Source organism: Kluyvera fluvialis (assembly GCF_059725275.1).
Genome location: NZ_AP046142.1, coordinates 1,330,748 through 1,355,357 on the forward strand (window position 1 = coordinate 1,330,748; position 24,610 = coordinate 1,355,357).

A 24,610-nucleotide genomic window follows, 5' to 3' on the forward strand; every position below is an offset into this window, starting at 1 on the left:
GATTTACCGAGACACCTCTGTTGAAACGCCTTTCTCTTTCGCCACGATCGCTGCGTCAGCTTGTCACGCTGGCCTTCCTGCTGATTCTGCTGCCGCTGCTGGTATTGGCCTGGCAGGCCTGGCAGAGCCTGAACATGCTTAGCGCACAGGCCGAGCAGACCAACCGCACCACGCTGATGGACGCGCGCCGCAGTGAAGCCATGGCTAACGTCGCGTTGGATATGGAGCGCAGCTACCGCCAGTATTGCGTGCTGGACGACCCAACGCTGGCGAAGGTGTATCAGAGCCAGCGCAAGCGCTACAGCGACATGCTGGATGCTCATGCGGGTGTCTTGCCTGACGAAACGCTATACCAAACGCTGCGAAAAAATCTGCATGACCTCAGCGAGCTTCAATGCACCAACAGCGGCCCGCAAAAGCCCGCTCAGGCACAACTGGCGGCCTTTTCCAGTGCGAATGCGGAACTGGTACAGGCCACCCGTACCGTGGTGTTCTCGCGCGGGCAGCAGCTTCAACAGGCGATTGCTGAACGCGGGCAGTTTTTTGGCTGGCAGGCGCTGGTGCTGTTTTTGGTGAGCCTGGCGATGGTTTTGCTGTTTACCCGCATGATTATCGGCCCCGTAAAAGGGATTGAAAGCATGATTAACCGCCTGGGCGAAGGGCACTCTCTGGATGGTGAAGCGCTGTTCCGTGGCCCTAGCGAGTTGCGCTCTGTCGGGCAGCGAATCGTCTGGCTGAGTGAACGGCTGTCATGGCTGGAATCACAGCGCCATCAGTTTTTACGCCATTTATCCCATGAGTTAAAAACGCCGCTTGCCAGTATGCGCGAAGGCACTGAACTGCTCGCCGACCAGGTCGTGGGGCCGTTAACGGCGGAACAAAAAGAGGTGGTGGCGATTCTGGATAGCAGCAGCCGTAACCTGCAAACGCTGATTGAACAACTGCTGGACTACAACCGTAAGCTCAGCGAAACCACCATTCGCATGGAGCCTGTAGCGTTATCGCCGCTGGTCGAGATGGTCGTTTCTGCGCACAGCCTGCCAGCAAGGGCTAAAATGATGCACACGCAGGTTGAGCTACAGGCAGAGACTTGCCTCGCTGAGCCGACGCTATTAATGAATGCGCTGGATAATCTCTACTCGAATGCGGTGCACTACGGCACTGAATCCGGTAACATTTATCTTCGTAGCCAGCGGGAAGGGACGAGAGTTGTTATTGATGTCATCAATAGCGGAACGCCCATCCCGGAAGCTGAGAAATTAATGATTTTCGAGCCTTTTTTCCAGGGTAGCCATCAACGTAAAGGTGCGGTGAAGGGCAGCGGCTTAGGTTTAAGCCTCGCCCGCGATTCTGTGCGCAAGATGCACGGCGAACTGCACCTTCTCGATAACCGAGACGGCAACGTCTGTTTTCGTATCGAACTTCCGGCTCCCGGGCTTGAGAAAACAACCACATGAATCAATATCGAGTAACTATGCGCCAACTTTTAGCACGTGCTGGCCGGCGACAAAGGCCGTGGCGTGGCGGGTTATTGGGACTCGTCTGCCTGCTGCTCTCCGGGTGCAATACCGCGCTGACGCCGCATAATGCGGGAGCCAGCGCAGAAGACAGTGAACCGCGTCAACAGGTCGCGGACTATCTATCAACTGACTGTGATGATATCTGGTCGCTTGGCGGTGATGCCGCACAAAACAATCCACTGTATTGGCTGCGCAGCGTTGACTGCGCCGATCGCCTCTCCGCAGCACATGCGCGGAAGCTCGCGAATACGTTGACGGCGGAAAGCTGGGCGGATGCCTTTAAGCGCGGAATTTTGCTGGCGAATGCCAAAGTCGCCCCCGCCGAGCGGCGAAAATTCGTGGCGGATATCGACGCCTTTAGTGGACAACTGCCGCCGCGCATTCGCTCGCTGTATCAGCTTTGGCGCGACGGTCAAACGCTACAGCTTGCGCTCTCGGACGAGCGACTGCGCTACAGTAAGCTACAAGAGAGCAGCGACGGGCAACTGGATACGCTGCGCCAGCAGCAGCAACTGCTGCAATCTGAGCTGGAGTTGACCACCCGCAAGCTGCAAAACCTGACGGATATTGAACGCCAACTCTCCAGCCGCAAACCGGGGGCCGACATCCCTCACGCCGCCGCACCTGACGAGGATAAACATGACTAACCGTAAACCCGCACACTTACTTCTGGTGGATGACGATCCTGGCTTGCTGAAGCTGCTGGGAATGCGCCTGAGCAGTGAAGGGTATCGGGTGGTGACGGCAGAAAGCGGGCAGCAGGGGCTGCGGGTGCTGGCAAAAGAGCGCATTGACCTGGTGATTAGCGACCTGCGCATGGATGAGATGGACGGCCTGCAACTGTTCAGCGAAATTCAGAAAGTGCAGCCCGGGATGCCGGTGATTATTTTAACTGCTCATGGATCGATCCCTGACGCGGTGGCGGCGACCCAGCAAGGCGTGTTCAGCTTCCTGACCAAACCGGTCGATAAAGACGCGCTGTACAAAGCTATCGACGAAGCGCTGGAGCGCTCCTCCCCGGCGATGGACGAGCAATGGCGAGAAGCGATTGTCACGCGCAGCCCGCTAATGCTCCGGCTGCTGGAGCAGGCGCAGATGGTGGCACAGTCCGACGTAAGTGTGCTGATTAACGGCCAAAGCGGGACGGGGAAAGAGATTCTGGCGCAGGCCATTCACAACGCCAGCCCACGCCACGCGAAGCCATTTGTGGCGATTAACTGCGGCGCGCTGCCTGAGCAACTGCTGGAGTCTGAGCTGTTTGGTCACGCGCGCGGGGCGTTTACCGGTGCGGTGAGCCAGCGTGAAGGGCTGTTCCAGGCGGCTGAGGGCGGCACACTCTTTCTGGATGAAATTGGCGATATGCCTGCGCCGTTGCAGGTCAAACTGCTGCGTGTGCTACAGGAGCGCAAAGTGCGCCCGCTGGGCAGTAACCGTGATTTAGACATTAACGTGCGGATTCTTTCTGCAACTCACCGGGATCTGCCAAAAGCGATGGCACGCGGCGAGTTTCGTGAGGATCTGTTCTATCGCCTGAACGTGGTAAACCTCAAGCTGCCGACGCTTGCCGAGCGTACCGAGGATATCCCGCTGCTGGCGAACTATCTGTTGCGCCAGGCCGCCGACCGCCATAAACCGTTTGTGCGCGCGTTTTCAACCGACGCCATGAAACGGCTGATGGCGGCTAACTGGCCGGGGAATGTGCGGCAACTGGTTAACGTTATTGAGCAGTGCGTGGCGCTGACGTCCTCGCCGGTTATCAGCGACGCGCTGGTGGAACAGGCGCTGGAAGGAGAGAACACGGCGCTGCCGACGTTTGTCGAAGCGCGTAACCAGTTCGAACTGAACTACCTGCGCAAGCTACTACAGATAACCAAAGGCAACGTCACCCACGCAGCGCGAATGGCCGGACGTAACCGCACGGAGTTCTACAAATTGCTCTCTCGCCATGAACTGGATGCCAACGACTTTAAAGAGTAGCACCGTACAATCGACTGATTTATGATACGGTGAGCAACCGGTTACGCGACAAAAAACGACAGGAACACCATGAAAAAGATTGATGCGATTATTAAACCCTTCAAACTGGATGACGTACGTGAAGCGCTGGCGGAAGTAGGCATCACCGGGATGACGGTAACGGAAGTGAAAGGCTTTGGTCGTCAGAAAGGCCACACCGAACTGTATCGCGGTGCGGAGTACATGGTGGATTTTCTACCGAAGGTGAAAATTGAAATCGTTGTCACCGACGATATCGTGGATACCTGTGTTGATACGATTATTCGTACCGCCCAGACGGGGAAAATCGGCGACGGTAAGATTTTTGTCTTTGACGTGGCGCGCGTGATTCGTATCCGTACCGGCGAAGAAGACGACGCGGCAATCTAAAACCGCGCGGTGCTGCCCGCGTCAGCAGGCAGCACCAGATGCGTGTTTATTCGCGCTCAGCGCCCGCCAGCGGCGCGACAGACGTACTCACTAAGCGACGCACGCTGACTACCACAATAATCAGCACCACCACACCAAGCGTCCATTCCCCCATCTGAGAGAAAAAGCGGCCATAGGCATCGATAGCCGATTCGCTGATTTGTGATTCCGTGGTTTTCTGCGCCACCACCCCCGCCAACCAGTTCGCGACCGAGCCGGTAGCCAGCATATAAATCCCGGTCAGTACGCCAGTGACACCGGGCAGGTTCAGGCGTGTAATCTGCGCCATCGCTACCGGGTCAATAAACAGCTCAGCAAAGCCCATCAGTGCCAGACCTGCAATCATCATGCCCATCGATGCCTGGCCATGTAGCTGGGCGCCGTGTGCGTTCAATGACAACAGTAAGAAGCCCGCGCCCATCAGCACTAAGCCGAAAGCAAACTTCAGCCAGACCCGCAGCGTTGAGCTAATCGAGCCTTCCGGTCGAGCCAGCCACGCCAGCACCACACCCGCCGCCATGACAGCGATGGCGTTCACGGACTGGAACAGGGCTGTAGGCACTTCAATGTTCAGCCAGTGGCGATTCACAAAGTGGTCAATAAACAGGCTGATGGAGCTGCCACCCTGCTGGGCTAAGACCCAGAACAGCGTGCCGGTCAGCATCAGCAACACGATTTGCCATAACGCGCGGCGTTGCTGCGGGAAACGCATCATAATGCGCGCTACGATAGCGGCGGCAAGGAGGCAGACTACCGCCAGCAAATAGCCAGACCAGTTATTTTCAAGCAACAACGTGAAGAACACCGGAGCGACGCACAGCATCAGCAGCAGCCAGCCCCAGGTCGGCAGGGCAAATTTCACCGCCCGCAGCGCCGGTTTATTGACACCCTGAGTATGCTGGAAGTGGCGGCTACCGCTTAAAAAGACCATCAGGCCGATAAACATGCCAACACCCGCCAGCGCAAAGCCGATATGCCAGCCATACCATTGCGCGACCAGCCCACAGGCGATAGGCGCAGCGATAGAGCCGATATTGCCTGCGGCATAGAGCAGTGAAAAACCGCCGTCGCGGCGTGGATCATCCAGTTCGTACAGTTCGCCCAGCAGACAGCTAATGTTGGACTTAAACAGCCCATAGCCACAGATAATAATCGCCAGTGCGAGGTATAAACTCCAGGTCGAGTCAGATTCGATACCGAGGACGACATGCCCGAGCGTCATTAATAACGCGCCGGTCATCACCGCCATACGGTTGCCGAGCAGGCGGTCGGCGAGCCAGCCGCCCAAAATTGGGGTTACATAGACCAAAGAAGCGTAAGCGCTGAAGAGGTTGATAGCGTGGCTATCGTTGAAGCCGAGTTGGTGAGTGAGATAGAGGATGAGCAGGGCGCGCATGCCGTAAAAGCTGAAGTATTCCCAAATTTGAATCGCCACGATGTAGTAAATCGCGCGCGGTTGTGAGGGTGTTTTCATGTGGACTCCTTGCGGCGTGAAAAAAAGGGAAGCGGCAAGCCGCTTCCCTTGGTGTTTCCTGTTACTTAGTATTTTCTTTCAGTACTTTAACGGTGTAACGACCATCCGCCTGGCGATATGCGCCGTGGACATCCGTTTCGAAGCCTGGGTAATGCGCGCCAATTTCGCACAGCATTTGCAGGAATTCGAGCACCGGACGGCTTTCTTCGGTGATCATTTCGCCTGGCATTACCAGCGGAACTCCAGGAGGATACGGCAGGATCATGTTGGCGTTAACACGACCTACGGTCTCTTCGAGGTACACTTCTTCGGTTTCACCGTGCAGTTCTTTCTGGAACGCATCGAACGGCGTCATCACCATCGTTGGCAGCACTTCGAACGCGCGGAACATCAGGTCTGGCAGGTTATGATGCTCAACCAGTTTGTGGATGTTCTGTGCCAGTTCCTGAATACGCATTTCTTCATAGAATTCAGGATTTTCGCTGTACAGTGACGGCAGCATGTTTTTCACACGCAGGTTCAGGTCGAACGCACGTTTGAAGTCAGTCAGCGCACGCAGCAGGCTCAGTGCTTTGGTTTTATCGATACCGATGCTGAACAGGAACAGCAGGTTGTACGGGCCAGTTTTCTCAACAACGATACCGTGTTCGTCGAGGTATTTAGCAACGATGCTTGCCGGAATACCGAAGTCGTCCATGGAACCGTCTTTCTTCATCCCCGGAGTCAGAATAGTGACTTTGATAGGGTCAAGATACATGTGTTCGTTGTCGATGTTTTTGAAACCGTGCCATGCGCTGTCAGAGCGCAGCGGCCAGCATTCAGCGCCATCGATGTGTTCTGGCTGCCATACGTCGAAGAACCAACCTTCAGATTCGCCTTTCAGACGTTTGAGCTCTTTACGGAACTTGATAGCGCGTTCAATGGAACCATTGATCAGGCGTTTACCCGCATTCCCTTTCATCATCGCCGCAGCGGTTTCAGTGGAAGCCACGATACCGTAGTGTGGAGATGTGGTGGTGTGCATCATGTAGGCTTCGTTGAAGGTTTCTTCGTTCACATCACCTTTAACGTGAATCATAGAAGCCTGGGAGAACGCAGCCAGCAGTTTGTGCGTAGACTGAGTTTCATAAATCACTTTGCCTTCAACACGGCCACCGCTCATACCACATTTACCTTCGTAAATTGGAGAGAAGTTGGTGTAAGGAACCCATGCGGAGTCGAAGTGAATGGATTTCACATCCAGCGTTTTCTTGATGTAGTCGGTGTTGTACAGCAGGCCATCATAGGTGGAGTTGGTGATGACTGCGTGTACCGGCCAGGTCGCATTTGGCGTCTCTTTTACACGCTTGGCGATAGTCGCGTGTTGGAATTCGCTCTGCGGAATACCACCGAGGATACCGTAGGCGTTACGGGTCGGACGGAAGTAAATTGGCGTGATGTTGCTCATCATCATCAGATGAGTCAGTGATTTGTGGCAGTTACGGTCAATCAGTACGGTGCTGCCCGCTGGCGCAGAGTACATACCGACGATTTTGTTGGCGGTAGATGTGCCGTTAGTGACCATATAGCTACGTTCAGCGTTGAACACGCGAGCGATATACTCTTCTGCTTCTTTATGTGGGCCGCTGTGATCCAGCAGAGAACCCAGTTCAGATACAGAGATAGAGATATCCGATTTCATGGTGTTAGAACCGAAGAAATCATAGAACAGGCTACCCACTGGGCTTTTCTGGAAAGCCGTACCGCCCATGTGCCCTGGGGTACAGAAGGTGTATTTGCCTTCACGAACATATTTGAACAGGGATTTGGTCAGCGGTGGCAGAATGGTGTCGATGTATTCGTCGGTGTTTTGCTGGATTTTTGCGGCGATATCGTCTGCTGCGCCCAGTGCATATTCGAAGAAGCGCACCTGCATACGCAGGTCATTCAGGCTAACGTCGAGAGTCGAGTAAGTGTTAGCGAATGCATACAGTGGCATGTATTCGTTCAGCTTGCTGATCTCTTCGCACAGCTCAAGATTGTATTTGTCCCAGTCAAAAATGACGCCGCACAGACGGGCATTGTTTTCGATAAGTTTCAGTAAGTCTTCGCGGTCATTCGGGTAAACAATGCGAAAATCCAGGCGCTCAAGGGCGCGATGAAGCTCACGGATGGGTTCTTCTTTAAAGTAGACACCCATGTGGTTCATTATTGCGATAACGTTCATAGTCGTATCTCCAGGTGTAGAAGGCCCCTCCCATCAGAATGTGACAGGTGAAGAGAGGAGCCTGAGAAAGGGGGTTTTACTTAGTGCGCGTTAGCGGCGTGGTCGTCACTGTGTTCGCGCTGGTTCATTTTGCGGCCGTAGAACATCAGGATGATCAGGCTGACAATGAAGGTACCGGACAGTTCGATGGAGCTTGCACCCATCAGAGCGATGAAGCAGAACGCACAGCCCAGGACGGAACAAATCAGGCTTACCAGGTTGCGAACGTTGACGCCTTCGAAGCGGATCAGGTCAACACAAGAGTAGAAGTAAGGCAGCATGGTCAGCAGTACAGCGATACCGGTCAGTTCACCGAACAGGTCAGAGGCTTTACCACCGCTGGAGTTCATGATGGTGATGATGATCATCAGCGCTGTCATTTTCACAGCGGCCAGCAGCAGGCCTTTTTTCGGTACGCCGTTCGCGTCAACTTCGCCATACACTTTCGGGAAGTTACCGTCGTTTGCAGCACGTTGACCGGCCTGGCCAACCAGCATCATCCAGGAGCCGAGAGAGGTCAGGCAAGCGAATGCGGTGAATGCAGAAACCATTGGCGCAGCCCAGCTACCCATGATGGTAGAGGCGCTGATTGCAAACGGCGCGCCGGATGCTGCCATCTGAGAAGCAGGGTACATACCAGAGATAACCTGAGTCGCCAGGATATACACGACACCTGCCAGAGCAGTACCCAGCATGGTAGCCAGTGGTACGGTGCGTTTCGGATTTTTAACCATCCCGGTGCTCACTGCTGCGGATTCAACACCAACGAAGGCCCACAGGCACAGCAGGATACTTTTGATAACCGCGTGATAATCAGTCGTACCGGAGGTGTTCCAGTTTGCCTGATAAGTAGCAGCGTCAAACCAGTGCCAGCCGACAATCGCAGTGACCAGAACGGGAATCAGCACCAGAACCAGACCGATAGTGGTCAGACGGCTAACCCAAGTACCGCCCAGCATATTCACAAAGGTGAATATCCAAACGATAGCGATACAAGCCAGACCGGCTGGTACAGGGTTATTCAGAATAGGGAAGAACGTCGATAAATAAGAGACTGCGGTAATACCGATTGCCAGGTTACCAATCCAGTTTGCGTGATAATAAAGAACACCAGTCTGGAAACCGAAAGCCGGAGATAATTCACCAGCGTAAGCAATTGGGCCACCCTGCTGCGGGTTTTTAGTTGCCAGTCGGGCATATACATAAGCCAACGACATTGCACCAATAATAGAAATAACCCAACCCCAAATAGCAATACCACCGAGGCTGGCGAGGTTCGCGGGTAATAATGCAATACCGCTCCCCATCATATTCCCGGCAACAACGCCGGTGCAGGCAAATAGCCCGATCTTTTTGGCAGAACTCATGTTCGTTTCTCCTGAACAGTATTTTTAGGACCGGATCGCGAGTTGAGCAATGCGAGTGACCCGACCAACTGATGGCCATATTACTGAGCAGGCTAAGAGAAGTCCTAAAGTTAAAGTGAAATAAAAGCAAACATCAAAAAAATGAGGTCTTTATATTTTTACATTAACATGTCAAGACAAAAACTTTATATCATGAAAAGATAAAATTCGTTTAATTACAAAGGAGTAGTGGATTGATTTGAGGGGGGTAGAAATGTTGCTTCAAGGTAACAATTAATACCTCAAAGCAACATCAATATTACATTAAGACGGCAGGAGTGTAACTATGATAAAGGTCTTTGCCGCTGAGAATTACTCTTCAGTTAAAAAAGTCTGTAGATACGGGACTATTTTTTCGACAGAAGTCTGGAATACGCCATTTTCAATCCAGTACAACGTGTTGTCACCTGGGCGCAAATTGAACGCAGTAATATAGGCATCAGCCGCCAGACGATTTTCACCTTTCATTTCGTAGACTTTGCCGAGCAGAACATAATTCAGCCACGACATTTCCAGGGCAATGCTTTTATTAATCGCTTCGTATGCGTTATCAATGTTTCCCCGGCTCAGCGCATTAATCGCTTGAATACGATACAGCACCGCGCTGTCCTGAACTTCAGGCATTTTTTCTACGCGCGCTAATTCATCATTAAGCTCAACTAACTGCTTGCTATCAAAAGGCTGCTGCGAATGGCGTAATACATCGACCATGGCTTTTTGTGCATAGGCATAAGAAAAATCAGGCGACTCTTTAATAATGCTTTCCAGCAGTGAACTGGCTTTTGTTAAAGAAGGCGCATCACCCACCGACACCAGTTGTAGCGCCTGATAGAACTGCGCCAACGCCAGCGTTTGAGACAGATTCATTTGGTTGAGCTGCTTTTTCAGGCGGTCAGGCCACGGCTGCGACAGCGCGGTAGACAGGCTTTCGAACAGGTCATGCTGAATAGACTCAAGGTTATTGTCGGTGACAAAGTAACGCTTATCGAGCATGGTGGAAGAGTCGGCGTTATCGACCAACAGTACCGACATAAAGCACTGCTGCGCGCGATAATGGCGTTGGTTAACGAAGCTAATCGTCAGCGTTTTACCGGAACTGCTGGGTTCATTGACATTGTAATTGGTTTTATCGTGAACCATAAAAGTGGAATAGGTGTTCAGCGAGGTGGTGATCATCGTCCCCAGGCCAATCGCATAGGCCTGCTGCGACACCCAGTTATTACACGAGTTACCCGGCTCGAAACGCACATCAATATCGCGCGGGTTCAGTAACAGATGAGAGCGAGTCACTAGCGGATGCGGGCGCGCAATCGCCAACAACACCATCGCAATCAGCACGCCTAACGACAGTAAAAATGCGCACTGGGTCCAGAAACTGGAGTACCAATGGCGTTTTTGGGCAGATTTAGCCGAGGCGGGGGCGCTTTCTACAACGCTGGCTGCCGGTTGGGCAGACGTTGGCGTAACCTGAGGAGCGGCATCCAGTGGGCTTTCTGTATCATCAAGCCAGGTCACGGTGGCGGTTAACTGATAACCACGCTTGGGAACGGTAATGATGTACTCGGCGTTGCTATCCGCACCGTCGCGCAATGATTTTCGCAGTTCAGAAATACTCTGCGTGACCACATGGCTGGTCACGATATTTCGCATCCAGATGTTATCGATAAGTTCATCGCGACTCAGCACTTCGCCCGGATGCTGGGCAAAATACATAAGTAAATCGATTAGACGAGGTTCCAGAGTGAGTTGGCGTCCTGGGCGGCTGATTTGATTAACCGAAGGCGTGACCAACCATTCCCCAACGCGTACAACCGGCTGTTGCATAGAAATGAGTTACCAAAGGAAAAGATAAATAATTAGAACCAATGATAACACAGCTCACCGCGCCGTTTTTTGACCATAATGCGCGTTGCCGGAATGCAGGGGGGGAAGAGAGGCGGGTAGATATTACCCGCCTGGAAAGAAATGATTACAGAACTTTATGTGGGCCGAAGCACTCGTAATGAATACGTTCTGCGTTTACGCCAAGCTCAACCAGTTGTTTTGCCGCATGTTGCATAAATGCGACCGGGCCGCAGAGATAGAACTGCATCTGCGGATCTTGCAGACTCTCCGCTAACGGCGCCAGCGTCATCAGGCCTTCGCTATCGAACGCGCCAGTCTGGCGATCGGCGTCAGTCGGCTCGCGATACCACAGGTGTGACGTGAAATGCGGCAGCGCTGCGCCGAGCGTTTTCACTTCATCAGCAAAAGCGTGAACGTCGCCGTTTTCTGCCGCATGGAACCAGTTAACCTGCGACGGATGGCGATTATTCGCCAGCGTGTCCAGCATCGCCAGCATTGGCGTTTGACCCACGCCACCGGAAATCAGTGTAACCGGCGTTTGTGGCGTAACGTCGAGGAAGAAATCACCCGCAGGCGCGGCTAAATAGACCACATCGCCTTCTTTTGCCGCATTATGCAGCCAGTTTGACACCTGACCGCCGTTTTCGCGTTTAACTGCAATGCGATAACCTTTGCCGTCCGGCTTGCGGGTAAGTGAGTACTGACGAATCTCCTGGAATTCAAAATCTTCCGGCTTCAGCCACACCGCCAGATACTGGCCTGGCAGGTAGTCAGCAACCGGCTGGCCATCGACAGGCTCGAACTCAAAGCTGGTGATAAGCGCGCTGCGTGGCGTTTTTTTGACGAGACGGAAGGCGCGAGTCCCTTCCCAGCCGCCGGTTTTGCTGGCGTTATCGCGGTAAATTTCCGCTTCACGGTTAATAAACACGCCTGCCAGCACGCCGTACGCTTTGCCCCATGCGTCTAACACTTCCTGGCCTGGGCTGAACATTTCATCGAGCGTCGCCAGCAGGTGGCCGCCGACAATATCGTATTGCTCTGGTTTTATCTGGAAGCTGGTGTGCTTCTGGGCAATTTTTTCTACCGCAGGCAGCAGGGCGGGCAGGTTTTCAATATTGCTGGCGTAGGCTGCAATCGCGTTGAACAGCGCTTCGCGCTGATCGCCATTGCGCTGGTTGCTCATATTGAAAATCTCTTTCAGTTCCGGGTTATGGGTAAACATCCGGTCATAAAAGTGGGCGGTCAGTTTTGGGCCGGTTTCGACCAGCAGAGGAATAGTGGCTTTTACAGTGGCGATGGTTTGAGCGTCTAGCATAGCAGGGCTTCCTTTTAGTATTACCTAATGTTGCATATTGAATGCATCTTATAAAAATACCCCTGCTTTGTAAATGGTTCTCGGTGATATTGCATCATCTCAGTTACAACATGAATAATTCACATCACAAACCTGAAAAGAAATCCGTTTCCCTGCCCAAGCCCTTTGTTACTCAATCCCTTGTGCCGCCTGAAGGTAAACGTTTGCGTAATTTCATTTGTCAAGACCTGTTATCGCAGAACTAATCAGTTATACTGTTGGCCGTTGTCCAACGGGACTGCCTTTTTCAGGTCAAAATTTTATTGTTAGCTGAGTCAGGAGATGCGGATGTTAAAGCGTGAAATGAACATTGCCGATTATGATGCCGAATTGTGGCAGGCTATGGAGCAAGAAAAAGTACGTCAGGAAGAGCACATTGAACTGATCGCCTCCGAAAACTACACCAGCCCGCGAGTGATGCAGGCTCAGGGTTCTCAGCTGACCAACAAATATGCTGAAGGTTATCCGGGCAAGCGTTATTACGGCGGCTGCGAATATGTCGATGTCGTAGAACAACTGGCGATTGACCGTGCGAAAGCACTGTTTGGCGCTGACTATGCTAACGTCCAACCGCACTCCGGCTCCCAGGCTAACTTCGCGGTCTACACCGCGCTGCTGCAACCGGGCGATACCGTTCTGGGTATGAACCTGGCGCAAGGTGGTCACTTGACTCACGGTTCCCCAGTTAACTTCTCTGGCAAACTGTACAACATCATCCCTTACGGGATTGATGAGTCCGGTAAAATTGACTACGAAGATATGGCGAAGCAGGCGCAAGAGCACAAACCGAAGATGATCATCGGTGGCTTCTCTGCTTACTCCGGTGTGGTTGATTGGGCAAAAATGCGTGAAATCGCTGACAGCATCGGCGCATATCTGTTTGTTGATATGGCGCACGTTGCCGGTCTGATTGCCGCTGGCGTTTACCCGAACCCAGTTCCACACGCTCACGTTGTGACCACCACCACCCACAAAACGCTGGCTGGTCCACGCGGTGGCCTGATTCTGGCGAAAGGCGGTGACGAAGAGCTGTACAAAAAACTGAACTCTGCTGTTTTCCCTAGCGCTCAGGGCGGCCCACTGATGCACGTTATCGCCGCTAAAGCCGTCGCGCTGAAAGAAGCGATGGAGCCAGAGTTCAAAGTCTACCAGCAGCAGGTTGCGAAAAACGCCAAAGCGATGGTGGAAGTGTTCCTGAACCGTGGTTACAAAGTGGTTTCTGGCGGTACGGAAAACCACCTGTTCTTGCTGGATCTGGTGGATAAAAACCTGACCGGTAAAGAAGCTGATGCCGCGCTGGGTCGCGCCAACATCACCGTCAACAAAAACAGCGTACCTAACGATCCGAAGAGCCCGTTTGTGACTTCCGGTATCCGTATTGGATCGCCTGCGATCACCCGTCGCGGTTTCAAAGAAGCTGAAGCGAAAGAGCTGGCTGGCTGGATGTGTGACGTGCTGGACAACATCAATGATGAAGCGGTTATCGAGCGCATCAAAGGTAAAGTTCTGGATATCTGCGCACGCTTCCCTGTTTACGCGTAAGGTTTCGGCCTGGCGCTTTGGCGTAATGCTTGTCAGTGAAAGCGCAGCATACCGTTCACCTGATGTTTTGTAGAACGCTGAAGCACCTGTTCCTGTGAACAGGTAGAGGGGGACTGCCGAGTCCCCTTGACAATGCCCTCAGGCCCCGCAGGGAAATCGGTGCTTGGCACTACGCTGGCCTGCGAACTCCAGCCTGGCGCGGCGAAACTCGACATCCTGTCTCGGTTCACCTCAGCCCGCCATCCCTGGCGGTCTGACCTTGTCTTCCTTTCTCCGGCTCGCCGATTTCCATGGGGACTCATGGGTTTCAGCAACACAGGCTATTCATTCAAAGACCGCAACTCGCAGCGATACTAAAAGTAGAAATCCGCTTAACTGACAAGCGTTACGGCTCATGCCGGCCTTTTATATTGCCTGATGGATCAGGCTGACAACGATTATCCGGTGTTTACCGGCGGTCAAGCGACAGTGAACCTGGCCCGACAATCGCCAGCAGTAAAAACGCCCCTGCAATACTGACGTTTTTATAGAAATTAATCATATTCGGCATTACCGCATCCCCGGACATATTCCAGTAATGGTGTCCAATTACTGCGGTTCCCAGCGTATAAAAGATAAAAATAACCGCCAGCGGACGGGTGAAGAACCCCAATACAATGAGGATCGCCGCCGGGACTTCCATAATAATGGCGATAATCGCCGATAACGTGGGCATTGGCGCGCCCGACGACGCCATATATTGCACCGTGCCATCGAAGCCCAGCAGTTTGGGATAACCGAAAATAATAAACAGCAGCACCACGGCAACGCGAGCAATTAACAGCAACAGCGAGCGTGATGCACCAAAATCAAAATAGCGTAATGCGTTCATGATAATTCCGTTATGTCAGTACGTATGATTTAAACGTAATACACAACTTTTCTCTTCGCCATGAAGAGTGAAAATTTATCATCAATTGCTTCTGCCACTTCTACGGAGAGTTTTCGCGTTATTTTCTCGCGCGCGAAGGCGAGGAAAACGGTGGTTTTTAATTGCAGAGTATCGCCTGTTAGAAAAAGGGCGAGCCGAAGCCCGCCTTGAGATGCTTTTGCATTAACTTTCACCCGTGTTAGCGTGATTTTCGCACAATTTCATCGCATTTTTCCTGGCTGGCCTGGCCATTTCCGCTCATGGCTGCCTGAATGCACTCCTGGTAATCCATCGGCGAAATGCTCTCATCCTGGGTATGCGTTTGCGGTTGTGAGGCGCTGTTCGCGCAACCGGCCAAAATAAGCGTAAATAGCAGCGGTAGGCACTTTTTCATAGCGTATCCTTGTCGTTATTTTCACTGCGATAAAGGGTAAAAAGTAGCGTATGCGAAGGCGAATCCTGCCAGCTTTTACCACCGTCGGTGGAGTGGCGAAGTTTGCCATTTGCGTAGTGTGCCTTGTCGGAGCTTAATGTTCCGTAGCTGTTCGTGCCAACGGCATCGCTGGCTGCCGCGTCCTGAGAACTGAAAATAATGCCATACCGTTTTTGCGTATCCAGGCCGGTTAATCGCGGCCACAGAGAATAAATAGCCGGCTCTGCGGGCAAGTTAAACGGCGGTAACGCCGCGCTGAATAACGTTTTTTGCGGGTTGTCCTGTGCGTCGAGCTGGACTATCTGCACACGGAAGTTATCCCCCGGTACGGCGTTGACGTAATGCTCAAACAGCCAGAAGTCGATTTTCGGCAGCGTGTCATTATCAAGGCTAAAGGTCTGCATCAACTGGTTCTGCCCCTGAAAATCGAAGCGTTTTTCCCCGGTCTGTGCGCTGTCGCTGGCGATCCGCATCGCAGGAACCGAGGTGGCGGCGTAATAGGCTTTGATAACCGGTGGTTGCACATCGCCTTTGCTATTGCGATAGCTGAGCCGGAGCTGGGTGGTTTTTAGCGCAGGAAAATGGAAAGTACGCTTGTCGCCCAGCAGATAACCACGGGTTAAGGGTTGCCACTGTGAGCCGTCATACCATGACAGCGTATAGTTACGCATGGCGAATGGCGCGGGTTCCTCAATAACGACTTGGTTAATTCGTGTTTTTTGGGGGAACGTTAACGTAAAGCTATTTTCCCCGACGAGCGGTGTGATCCCCGCAGCCAGATTGCGCGCTGGCGGAGAAGGCGGTAAATCTGCATGGGTAAAGTGCAGTATCGCGGTGTCACCCGCAGCGAGTCGGTAGCGAATGTTGGCGGTTTTTTGCTGCCAGCGAACGCCATCATACAGGCTGGTGACCTGCCACGGAGCCTGGCCGTTTAGCCCCAATTGTGCAGCGGAAAGCCGCCATGTTTTCTCTTGCGTGCCCCAGTTGGTGAGGGCAACGTAAGTGCTGTTATCCGGGGCGCGCTGGACTAAGACCTCCGGGCTATGCTCGGCCTGGTGATAGACATTGGTTAAGGTCAGTGGGCGGGCGGCAATCCCGCTGCTCGCCAGCGCTAACAGTGATTTATTTTCCAGCCACGCACTGCGGTCTTCATCGACAAAAGGCAGGTTATCGCCCGCCAGCCAATGGCCTCCGTCCATCGCTACTGCCGTTGCCAAACGCAGGGCGGCCCGTTGTCCTGAGCGGGCATCCCCTTGCAGCAACTGTTCCGGTACAAACATATCGGCATCGTTGTAGCGATATAACGTCCCGTTACTCCACCATGATAGCGCGGTATTAAAGGCCTGACGCTCAATGCCGCTATAGTTCGCGACGCCCAGCGAGGTATCGCAAGCGGTACGTCGCCCCTGAGTAAACGCAGCGGGAAGAAGCGGAGAAATAGACGCATCAAGAAATATCGGCTTTTTCGACTTCAGCACTTCGTCACGCATCATCTGCATTCCAATGCGGTAGTTCTGAATACCGTTGATCGCCGGATCGTGATGTTGCCCCTCATAAAGCCCCATATCGAGGAAATCGAGTTTGATGTAATCAAAACCCCAGTCGATATAGTTTTTGATATTGCGTCGTACGATGTACTGCGCCGCCGGATGCGACATGTCCAGCGCATAGCTGCCAAGATAGGTTTTAATCAGTTTGCCGTTACTGTCCTTGAGGCAGGCGTCGCGGTGAGTGTAGCCCGTGTTATCGACCGGCAAATCCAGCCAGTTTTCATAGATCGCAAAGGGGGTCAGATAGCCGCCTGCTTTAAGCCCTTTTTGGTGAACTCGGTTGGTAAAGTCGGTGATACCTTGCGGATAGCCGTCAGGCTGGAAACCGCCGTCCATGTTGACGTACTCATAACCCAGCGGTTTAAGGTGCTGGGCGATGTAGTCGGTCATGGCGTACATATCACGCGCTTTGCCGTAGCTGTCATGGGAGTAAAATGCGTTAAAGCCGATTGGCACTGAACCTTGCCAGTTCATGCCCGGCTCACCCTGGTTATAAACCTTGCCGTAAGTCTCCAGCCCCTCGCGGTAGTCGTTGAAATAGCCGATAAAAAACAGATCCGAGGCGACCTGTTTCCCCTGTTGCTCACCGCCCCAGTTGTACAGAGCAAAGCGGCGAAGCGGTGCATTGGCCTGCGCCGCTTCGCCTAACTGTTGGCTGCTTTTCCATTTTTGTACAGTGGCCGCACCGGCGACCAAGCCGTGGCGGTTCTGGTTATCAAGCAGTGCCGTCACCCAATGGCTGATACCGTTGAATTTCACCATCGGCTCTTGCGGATTAGCAAAACGATCGGTTCCGTTCTGGCTCTGGCCAAATTGGTTAACCGGAGCAACCCCGAAATCAAAATTATTGGTGTAAGGCGTGGTATAGATGCGTTTGTCGTGGCCAGTACCGATATCGGCAAACGCTGCCGCTATCGGGGTCAGTTGCGTTACCGTCATCGACGTTGGCGCAGAAACAGAGATATCGCTCAGCAACCAGGGGCTGTTATCGAAAAACCAAAAGTCAGTGGTCATGGTGCGACCATCGGCGAAACGGCTGGTCAGTATCAGTTTATTGCCTGCTCCCCATCGCTTATCGCTGACGGTTTGCCATTGTGGCGTCCGCTGCGTCGCCTGTTGGCTATTGAGCGTCAGCGTCGGGTTTTTCAACTGCACTTCGCTGTGAAATTGCTTGATAAGCGCCGTGCTGCGCCAGAGTAAATGACCTTCACCGCTGTTGAGATCATAGGTTAGCGTGTAATCCCCATGATGGACGGTAACTTCCTGATTCTGCTGGCTGAACTGCGCCGCGTGGGCGCAGGGGAGGAGGGCGGCCAGTAACAGCCCGGCCCATGTCAGTGGTTTATTCATCGCATTCTCGCTTTGAACAGAGGATTAGAAGATAGTGAATGGCGCAATCACATTGAATTTGATATCAATTTCATCCTGGAACATGTTGTTGTAGCCGCCGCTGTAGTTCGGGTTTTTACCGTGGTTGTCGTAGTCGATGTAGTGCAGGTTGAACAGCGTGCCTTTCAGGCGACCGGTTTGTACGGTGTGGGCAATGTTGAGCGTCCAGGCCGATTCATCAATGCGTTGGCTTTGATCGGCAAGCTCGCCGTCAATGGTACAAGTGGTGCAGGGTTTCGCATTCCAGCCGTAGGCGTAGCCGACGCCGACAGCCCAGCCTGCCAGGTCGTAATTTTTCAGGTCGTAGGTGACGGCGGCGAAGGCCGACGTTTCACCGTTGGCGTCAAAGTCTGAAGCCGCATCCCACCAAATATCTAAACGACCGTTGGAACTGGCATAGGCGGGGGTAATACGTTGCAGGAAGAAGCCCTGGTTGCCTTCGGCTTTTACGGTTTGCGCCTCCAGGCGGAAGTCGAGCGTATCGACGGTATAGCCCAGTGCGATGCCCTGTAACCACGCGAGGCCAGAGTACTCATCGTTGATAGAACCGTAAGCCCCCGGCGTACCATCGCCGACTTTATCTTTCGCGCCGTAGAACTGATAGCTGGCGCGCAGCATGTTACCCGCGACCGGGAAGCTATAAGAGACTTTCCCCAGATACTGATCCATAAAACCTTCCGCCTGGGCCCATGAGGCTTCCAGCAGTAGATTATTTTTAAAGTCATATTTCATGCCCAGCGACTGGACGTAATCGATTTTGGTTTTATTATCGGCGGCGCGGAATTCGTACATTTCGGTATACCACGGCGCTTTATATTTATCCGACCACAAATAAGAGCTGGATAACGCTCCGTATTGGCCGAAATCCCACGAGCCACCGACTTCACTGCCCTGATAAGCACCGGGTACAAAGCCCCAGTGAACGGCTAATAACGTCTGGCCAGACGGCTGGATATAACCAGAACGTACCCAATAATCGTCATATTTTAATTTCAGCGCTGCCTTATAAAGGTTAAAACCGCCTTTATCATCAGACCAGTCTTCTCCCCAGCGCTGATTTGCCGAGCTAAGACTGATTTCGTTTGGGTGAGCAGCATTACCGGTTGCCAGGTTAGCGGCGGCAAAGCCAGCCACATCGACACCAATAAAATCAGCCGCATAGCCAGAAGTGAAGTCGAGGTTGGCGTTAAACGTGCCGTGATGGAGATCTTCAACGTAATCGCCATAGTTGGCGCTACCCGGTGTCATATCGCGTTTATCACGGTAACGTTGAGAATAATAAACGCCACCGGTTAAATGTGAGTCATCCCAAAATCCGGCCGCCTGCGCGGGCGCGATAAATATAGAGGAGAGCAGAGCAATACTGATAAGACTGAATAGAGGCAAATGGTTATTTTTGGACATGAGAATATCCTTCTTCATGATGAAGAATAAAATGGCTGTTTTATTGGGCGGAGCGCGCTGGCCCCGCTTTTTGTTATCAACCTTAAACCCCCTCCAGGAGAGGGGGGATTGATGGTATAAAACTATATGCGCGTCAAATGCCAGATTCGGCTGGTGTAATCACGGCTCAGCGGGGGATTAATCCACATGCCGCGATGGACTAATTCGTCGCCGCCTATCTCATTTTCGCTCTCATCAAGGCGGTAGCGAGCATCCAGCGCCAGCCCGGCCAAACGGAGCAGGCGTAGCGGTGCGGTGGCCTGGCTAACCAGGGAAAATGCCATCACCAGCGCTTCACTTTGATCCGGTGCGACGAACATCCATGCGGCAAAATCGGTGTTTTCCCACGGGCTGACCAGCCGCCAGAACGTGCCGAACTGCAACAGTTGGCGATGCTGTTTATAAAACGCGATTTGCTGTTTGACCGCTTCATCACGCTCGCTGTCGCTGCGCATTAAATCCAGCATCAGGCCGTAGTTGCCACTCATCGCCACTGCGCCGCGCATCTCCAGGGAGGTGCTGCGCCCCATTTGGTGATTAGGCACTTCGGAAACATGGGCGCACTGCATGACCGGAGGATAAAGCAGGCTGGTGGAATACTGTATGTGAACCCGCGAGGCGGCATCCGTATTGTCGCTGACCCACGCCTGCGGCATGTAATAGAGCATCCCTGGGTCAAAACGCCCGCCGCCGCCTGCACAGCATTCAAACAAAATATGCGGGAAGCGCGTTGTCAGTGCTTCAAGCAGGGCATACACACCACAAATATAACGGTGTGCGGTTTCCTGCTGGCATTGTGGGCTGGCGGTACTGGAACCGACCTCGGTCATATTGCGGTTCATATCCCACTTGATGTAGTCGATCGGGTGTTTATCCAAAAACACACTCATCTGGGCGAGAATATTTTCACGCACGTCTTCGCGCCCCAAATCCAGAATGTATTGGTTGCGCCCTTCGGATAACGGTTGATTGCCCGCATTGAGCACCCAGTCCGGGTGTTGGCGGAACAGCTCGCTGCGCCGTGAAATCATCTCCGGTTCAAACCACAGGCCGAATTTCATCTCCATCGAGTGCACGTTATCGATAAGCGGTCGCAGCCCATCGGGGAATTTCCGGGCGTTAACGAACCAATCGCCCAATGACGAGGTATCGGCATTACGCTCACCGAACCAGCCATCGTCCAGCATCAGCAGTTCAACCCCCAGCGCCTTCGCATTGGCGGCAAAGGTCAGCAATTTTTGTTCGTTAAAGTCGAAGTAAGTGGATTCCCAGTTGTTGGCGAGAATAGGGCGTGGCTGATGGCGATGCGGCCCACGCGCCAGATTATCGCAATACAAACGATGCAGCGTTTGCGATAGCCCATTCAGCCCGGTGTCTGACCATGCCAGCACGGCTTCCGGCGTTTGGAAGTGTTCGCCCGGAGCCAGTTGCCAACCAAAACCATGCGGGTTAATCCCCAACAGCAGGCGCGTCTGGCGATAGGCATCCACTTCAGTACGCGCGGTAAAATTACCGCTGTAGACTAAATGGATGCCGCAGGCTTCACCTTGCATTTCAGTGGTTTCCGGGCGAGCCAGGCCAATAAATGGCTGCTGATGAGTACTGCTGGCCCCGCGTTTGCTGTCGAGGACATTAATACCGGGATTAAACGGCTGGCGATGCCATTGACGCTCGCGCGCCCAGGCACCTGGAAACTGAATCTGCTGCCAGCGGTCGTCTGGCAGATCAATGCCACAACTTAGCGCCCTGAGCACTCGTAGAGGCTGTTCCGCCTGATTGCTTAACCGTGCCGAGCGGGTGATCACCGCATGTTGGCGAAAAATGGTGTAGCTCAGCTCTACCTGTAAATGTGTCACGGGGTCAGCGAGCGTAATAATCAGCGTTTCAGCATCGTTATCCTGCTCAACCCAGGTGGCAGGTAGCCCCTGTAGGCTGGGTTTTCCTGGCTGAATTTGATGAGCAACATAGTGCAGGTTACTCACCTGATGACCATCGGCATAACGCACCTCAAAGGCCGGTTCACGGTAATCACCCGCCCCGTGCCCCGGATATTCCTGAGGGGCGGTGTCTAGCGAGAATGTTCTGTCTGGCCATCCGGCGGGCGTCGGTGAAAAAGAGGAACGATCCAACGCCGGATAATCGTAACCCCGGCTCCATGTCGCCAGCCGTTTTCCCCAGTAACAATGCGTCAGATAGCGCTGGTGGGCGATGGCTAACACGTAACTAATGCTGCTGTTTTGTAAGTGGAACGTTTGTGTTTTTTCATTCCAGCTGATCATAGCGTCACTTCCTGCGTTTTTTTATTACGGCTGTGGATGTCATCGAGGATTTCGAAAAAGCGTTTTTCTGTAATTTCGTATTTTGCCAGCGGCACTAAACTGACCAGCGTTAAAATACCGGGGATAAGCGTGAAGAATAAGCCAATCCAAAGCGCAGTTTGCGACGATTGAACAACATGGGGGATGTAGCCAGCCCATGATAAACAAAAGCCGCCAATGGCCCCGCCAATCGCGCCAGAGAGTTTGGTTTTAAATATATTGAGGGAGAAAACCATCCCTTCTGAGCGGTTGCCGCTGACCCATTCACCATATTCCACGCAGTCTGCCACCATGGAGTAAAGCGCAATTTGCCCCACGCCACCGAAGAACGGCGCTAGCGTGCCAATAATAAATATTATCGAGATATTGCTTTGGAAAAAGAATAACCCAATGCAGGAGAGCGACATTAAGAAACTACTATAAATCGCGGTGTTCTTTTTGCCGAATTTAGCAGAGACAAATGGTGAGGCAATCGCCCCCAGAACCTGGGCTACCTGCGAGACGGTCAAAAATGCCGCCAGTGCCATTTCAGCATTTAGATTATAAATAAAGAAATAGAGCTGAAAAGTCCCGCGCAGAATGCCGATTAACTCCAGCATAAACATCCCGATTAATAGGTAACGTAACGGTTTGTTTTGTTTTAACAGAGTCCAAAAGCCTTTAAAACTTTGTCTCTCTTTGCGCGGAACGGTATGTTTTTCCTTGACGCCAAAAAAGGTGATAAGCATACAAATTAAGAAAATAGCGCTGAATATCAGTGACACGCCCCACCAACTTCCAACATATTTCACTAACCACAGCGTAGAGGCGCTTACCGTCAGGAAGCCAAAGGTTGCAATGGTTCTTGGAATGGTAATCACTTTAGTGCGCTCAACGGGATCCTGGGTAATGGCTGCGGAGAGTGACCAATAAGGTATGTCAATAATTGCGAAGCAAATGCTCCATAAAATGTATGTTGCATAGGCATAAACTAATTTGCCTGCCTCAGATAAATCGGGGCTTAAAAAGCAGGCGACTGTCGTGAGTGAAACCAAAATACTGCCTACGAGAATCCAGGGTCTGAATTTCCCCATTTTTGTATGGGTATTATCAACAAGGATCCCAAGAGCAATATCGGTAGCGCCATCAACGAGCCTGGCGACTAAAAAAAGCAAACCGACGGCGGCGGCCTTGATGCCAAAACTATCGGTGTAATACAGCATTAAATATATGGCGATAAACGCATACATCACGTTCGCGCCATAGCTTCCCATACCGTAAGATATCGCAGTCGTCCACGATACTTTATCTCGTGGATATTGTTTTTTATCTACAGCCGCTTCACTGCTCGAACTGGTTAACTCCATTTGAGTTCCCCTGAATTGAATAAATGATCGGATTAAACGACAATGAGCTTCAACTTTCGGGGGTAGCGTAGAGCAACAATAGCGGGCGGACTTTGCGCCGAGATTTATATTTAAGTAAACAAAGATTACTAATCGTATTTTATGTTGACGTATTTTTATATTGCCGTAGCGGCGGCAATATCGTCAGGCTTGGGTGAGCGCGGCTTCAACAAATAAATAACCGATGCCCGTTATTTGTTGTTGGCGAGTGAGATTGCCAAGGCCAATTTTCGTTTGCTGAGTGCGTACTGCATCACCGTGATCGAAAGGGGTAAAACCTATCTGACGGTATATTGTTTGCAGCCATTTATCACCAAATTCACAGCTACGGCCATAAAACAATATTTGGTTAATATTAACGATATTCAGTAAGTTATATAATGTTAACCCAATCGCATTGGCAGCGTTATCCACCCATTGAATCACCTGTTCATCGCCATTGTGCCAGGCGTTTATCAACTGACTGCTGGTGATGGTTTGCGGGTCTATTTCTGAAGGGGTAGGGCGTGATTTTAACCAGACTCGAGCCTGCTTTTTCAGCGCCGATAACGAGGCAACGGTTTCCAGACAACCATAACGCCCGCAGTCGCAGGCGATGCCATCGCGATCGAAAATCGTGTGTCCGATTTGCCCACTGCCGTTAAGCATCCCGCGATAAATTTGCCCGTTGATAACGAACGAGGAACCAATGCCGTAATCGACATTAACGATACAAAAATCCTGGCGGTTGCTCGCATTTTGCCACTTCTCAGCCAGCGCCAGCATAATGCAGTCGTTATCCACCTGGACAGAAACGCGCAGCCTCTCTTCCAGTAAATATTTAATTTCAATTGTCTTTTTCCACGGTGCCTGCGGCATGGTTTGCGACACACCGGTATCAGGATCAACCTGGCCATGCACGCCAAGTGCAAGATTGATATGCCTTCCCGGCCAGCCTTTCTGCTGCTGCCGCCACAGGGCTTCAATGGCTGAGAGCAGCGCTTCTGGCGTTGGTGCGTTGACCTGGGTATGGAGAAAATCCCCAATTGGCGTCATCTGCGCGTCAACCAGTTGGCTTTCGATACTGGTCGGCGTGACGTTCATGCAGAGGATAAACGGCCCATCGCTGGGAATTTGATAGTGCCCGCTGCTAATGCCCCGAGCACTGAGATTTTCGCTGGAATGGCTGAGTTTTCCCTCGCCGACCAGTTCATCAAGGATCTTACTGACTGCCGGAATAGAAAGCCCGGTATGCGTCGCAAGCTGGGATTTGCTCAACCGTTTATAGCGCCAAATCAACGCCATAATCGCGCGGCGATTATGCTGTCTTACCGTCTGATTATTCAGTCCCGCAGTCTGCATATTACTAAACCTTGTTAATAGTAATGCGTGA

At 52.4% G+C, this 24,610-nt stretch carries 19 protein-coding genes; 5 read left to right on the forward strand and 14 right to left on the reverse strand.

The window, feature by feature from the left end:
- Positions 1-20: 20 nt before the first annotated feature.
- The 4 genes from AC6I4B_RS06475 to glnB all read left to right on the forward strand — a co-directional run bounded on the left by AC6I4B_RS06475 (position 21) and on the right by glnB (position 3,905).
- Positions 21-1,457 carry a sensor histidine kinase gene (locus AC6I4B_RS06475; RefSeq protein ID WP_497770424.1) on the forward strand — a complete coding sequence of 479 codons (1,437 nt, stop codon included), beginning with the start codon at positions 21-23 and terminating at the stop codon, positions 1,455-1,457.
- Positions 1,454-2,167, forward strand: coding sequence for a two-component system QseEF-associated lipoprotein QseG (qseG, locus tag AC6I4B_RS06480; protein WP_497770425.1), 714 nt, complete (start codon positions 1,454-1,456; stop codon positions 2,165-2,167). Before AC6I4B_RS06475 ends, qseG begins: the two co-directional genes overlap by 4 nt.
- Complete coding sequence (gene glrR / locus AC6I4B_RS06485; RefSeq protein ID WP_497770426.1) at positions 2,160-3,497, forward strand: two-component system response regulator GlrR; 1,338 nt, start codon at positions 2,160-2,162, stop codon at positions 3,495-3,497. Before qseG ends, glrR begins: the two co-directional genes overlap by 8 nt.
- A 69-nt stretch (positions 3,498-3,566) precedes the next feature.
- Positions 3,567-3,905, forward strand: a complete 339-nt coding sequence (gene glnB, locus AC6I4B_RS06490) for a nitrogen regulatory protein P-II (RefSeq protein WP_002914032.1) — start codon at positions 3,567-3,569, stop codon at positions 3,903-3,905.
- Positions 3,906-3,951: 46 nt separating this feature from the next.
- Here the strand turns inward: glnB and dtpD are convergent, their stop codons facing one another.
- The 5 genes from dtpD to hmpA all read right to left on the reverse strand — a co-directional run bounded on the left by dtpD (position 3,952) and on the right by hmpA (position 12,229).
- Positions 3,952-5,418: a dipeptide permease DtpD gene (gene dtpD, locus AC6I4B_RS06495; protein ID WP_497770428.1), complete on the reverse strand. Its 1,467-nt coding sequence runs from the start codon at positions 5,416-5,418 to the stop codon at positions 3,952-3,954.
- A gap of 61 nt (positions 5,419-5,479) precedes the next feature.
- The gene (cadA, locus tag AC6I4B_RS06500) at positions 5,480-7,624 is read right to left on the reverse strand and encodes a lysine decarboxylase CadA (RefSeq protein ID WP_497770429.1); all 2,145 of its coding nucleotides are present in this window, start codon (positions 7,622-7,624) and stop codon (positions 5,480-5,482) included.
- 80 nt (positions 7,625-7,704) lie between these two features.
- A complete protein-coding gene (gene cadB / locus AC6I4B_RS06505) occupies positions 7,705-9,030 on the reverse strand; it encodes a cadaverine/lysine antiporter (RefSeq protein ID WP_497770431.1) in 1,326 nt (441 codons plus the stop codon).
- Positions 9,031-9,381: 351 nt separating this feature from the next.
- The gene (gene cadC / locus AC6I4B_RS06510; RefSeq protein ID WP_497770432.1) at positions 9,382-10,893 is read right to left on the reverse strand and encodes a lysine decarboxylation/transport transcriptional activator CadC; all 1,512 of its coding nucleotides are present in this window, start codon (positions 10,891-10,893) and stop codon (positions 9,382-9,384) included.
- A gap of 145 nt (positions 10,894-11,038) precedes the next feature.
- Complete coding sequence (gene hmpA, locus AC6I4B_RS06515; RefSeq protein ID WP_497770433.1) at positions 11,039-12,229, reverse strand: NO-inducible flavohemoprotein; 1,191 nt, start codon at positions 12,227-12,229, stop codon at positions 11,039-11,041.
- Positions 12,230-12,556: 327 nt separating this feature from the next.
- Here hmpA and glyA point away from each other — a divergent pair, with 327 nt between their 5' ends.
- The gene (gene glyA / locus AC6I4B_RS06520) at positions 12,557-13,810 is read left to right on the forward strand and encodes a serine hydroxymethyltransferase (protein ID WP_497770435.1); all 1,254 of its coding nucleotides are present in this window, start codon (positions 12,557-12,559) and stop codon (positions 13,808-13,810) included.
- Positions 13,811-13,842: 32 nt separating this feature from the next.
- Here glyA and AC6I4B_RS06525 read toward each other — a convergent pair whose 3' ends face one another.
- From AC6I4B_RS06525 to AC6I4B_RS06565, 9 genes are all read right to left on the reverse strand, one after another.
- A complete protein-coding gene (locus tag AC6I4B_RS06525) occupies positions 13,843-14,025 on the reverse strand; it encodes a hypothetical protein (protein WP_497770436.1) in 183 nt (60 codons plus the stop codon).
- A gap of 233 nt (positions 14,026-14,258) precedes the next feature.
- Positions 14,259-14,681, reverse strand: a complete 423-nt coding sequence (locus AC6I4B_RS06530) for a DoxX family protein (RefSeq protein ID WP_497770438.1) — start codon at positions 14,679-14,681, stop codon at positions 14,259-14,261.
- Positions 14,682-14,710: 29 nt separating this feature from the next.
- Positions 14,711-14,914: a hypothetical protein gene (locus AC6I4B_RS06535; RefSeq protein ID WP_497770440.1), complete on the reverse strand. Its 204-nt coding sequence runs from the start codon at positions 14,912-14,914 to the stop codon at positions 14,711-14,713.
- A 5-nt stretch (positions 14,915-14,919) separates the two neighbouring features.
- A complete protein-coding gene (gene chiQ / locus AC6I4B_RS06540) occupies positions 14,920-15,114 on the reverse strand; it encodes a ChiQ/YbfN family lipoprotein (protein ID WP_497770441.1) in 195 nt (64 codons plus the stop codon).
- A complete protein-coding gene (locus AC6I4B_RS06545) occupies positions 15,111-18,053 on the reverse strand; it encodes an alpha-galactosidase (protein ID WP_497770443.1) in 2,943 nt (980 codons plus the stop codon). The genes chiQ and AC6I4B_RS06545 overlap by 4 nt, the downstream gene beginning before the upstream one ends.
- A gap of 24 nt (positions 18,054-18,077) precedes the next feature.
- On the reverse strand, positions 18,078-19,496 hold the full coding sequence (locus AC6I4B_RS06550) for an OprD family outer membrane porin (protein WP_497770444.1): 1,419 nt from the start codon (positions 19,494-19,496) through the stop codon (positions 18,078-18,080).
- 122 nt (positions 19,497-19,618) lie between these two features.
- On the reverse strand, positions 19,619-21,814 hold the full coding sequence (locus AC6I4B_RS06555) for an alpha-galactosidase (protein ID WP_497770446.1): 2,196 nt from the start codon (positions 21,812-21,814) through the stop codon (positions 19,619-19,621).
- The gene (locus AC6I4B_RS06560; protein ID WP_497770448.1) at positions 21,811-23,199 is read right to left on the reverse strand and encodes an MFS transporter; all 1,389 of its coding nucleotides are present in this window, start codon (positions 23,197-23,199) and stop codon (positions 21,811-21,813) included. Before AC6I4B_RS06560 ends, AC6I4B_RS06555 begins: the two co-directional genes overlap by 4 nt.
- 183 nt (positions 23,200-23,382) lie before the next feature.
- Complete coding sequence (locus AC6I4B_RS06565) at positions 23,383-24,579, reverse strand: ROK family transcriptional regulator (RefSeq protein ID WP_497770450.1); 1,197 nt, start codon at positions 24,577-24,579, stop codon at positions 23,383-23,385.
- Between the last annotated feature and the right edge of the window lie 31 nt (positions 24,580-24,610).

What these genes read in the sequence shown, in the direction of transcription:
- qseG (WP_497770425.1), top strand. Translation starts at nt 1,454, where the DNA reads ATGAATCAATATCGAGTAACTATGCGCCAACTTTTAGCACGTGCTGGC.
- glrR (WP_497770426.1), top strand. Translation starts at nt 2,160, where the DNA reads ATGACTAACCGTAAACCCGCACACTTACTTCTGGTGGATGACGATCCT.
- glnB (WP_002914032.1), top strand. Translation starts at nt 3,567, where the DNA reads ATGAAAAAGATTGATGCGATTATTAAACCCTTCAAACTGGATGACGTA.
- dtpD (WP_497770428.1), bottom strand. Translation starts at nt 5,418, where the DNA reads ATGAAAACACCCTCACAACCGCGCGCGATTTACTACATCGTGGCGATT.
- cadA (WP_497770429.1), bottom strand. Translation starts at nt 7,624, where the DNA reads ATGAACGTTATCGCAATAATGAACCACATGGGTGTCTACTTTAAAGAA.
- cadB (WP_497770431.1), bottom strand. Translation starts at nt 9,030, where the DNA reads ATGAGTTCTGCCAAAAAGATCGGGCTATTTGCCTGCACCGGCGTTGTT.
- cadC (WP_497770432.1), bottom strand. Translation starts at nt 10,893, where the DNA reads ATGCAACAGCCGGTTGTACGCGTTGGGGAATGGTTGGTCACGCCTTCG.
- hmpA (WP_497770433.1), bottom strand. Translation starts at nt 12,229, where the DNA reads ATGCTAGACGCTCAAACCATCGCCACTGTAAAAGCCACTATTCCTCTG.
- glyA (WP_497770435.1), top strand. Translation starts at nt 12,557, where the DNA reads ATGTTAAAGCGTGAAATGAACATTGCCGATTATGATGCCGAATTGTGG.
- AC6I4B_RS06525 (WP_497770436.1), bottom strand. Translation starts at nt 14,025, where the DNA reads ATGTCGAGTTTCGCCGCGCCAGGCTGGAGTTCGCAGGCCAGCGTAGTG.
- AC6I4B_RS06530 (WP_497770438.1), bottom strand. Translation starts at nt 14,681, where the DNA reads ATGAACGCATTACGCTATTTTGATTTTGGTGCATCACGCTCGCTGTTG.
- chiQ (WP_497770441.1), bottom strand. Translation starts at nt 15,114, where the DNA reads ATGAAAAAGTGCCTACCGCTGCTATTTACGCTTATTTTGGCCGGTTGC.
- AC6I4B_RS06545 (WP_497770443.1), bottom strand. Translation starts at nt 18,053, where the DNA reads ATGAATAAACCACTGACATGGGCCGGGCTGTTACTGGCCGCCCTCCTC.
- AC6I4B_RS06550 (WP_497770444.1), bottom strand. Translation starts at nt 19,496, where the DNA reads ATGTCCAAAAATAACCATTTGCCTCTATTCAGTCTTATCAGTATTGCT.
- AC6I4B_RS06555 (WP_497770446.1), bottom strand. Translation starts at nt 21,814, where the DNA reads ATGATCAGCTGGAATGAAAAAACACAAACGTTCCACTTACAAAACAGC.
- AC6I4B_RS06560 (WP_497770448.1), bottom strand. Translation starts at nt 23,199, where the DNA reads ATGGAGTTAACCAGTTCGAGCAGTGAAGCGGCTGTAGATAAAAAACAA.
- AC6I4B_RS06565 (WP_497770450.1), bottom strand. Translation starts at nt 24,579, where the DNA reads ATGCAGACTGCGGGACTGAATAATCAGACGGTAAGACAGCATAATCGC.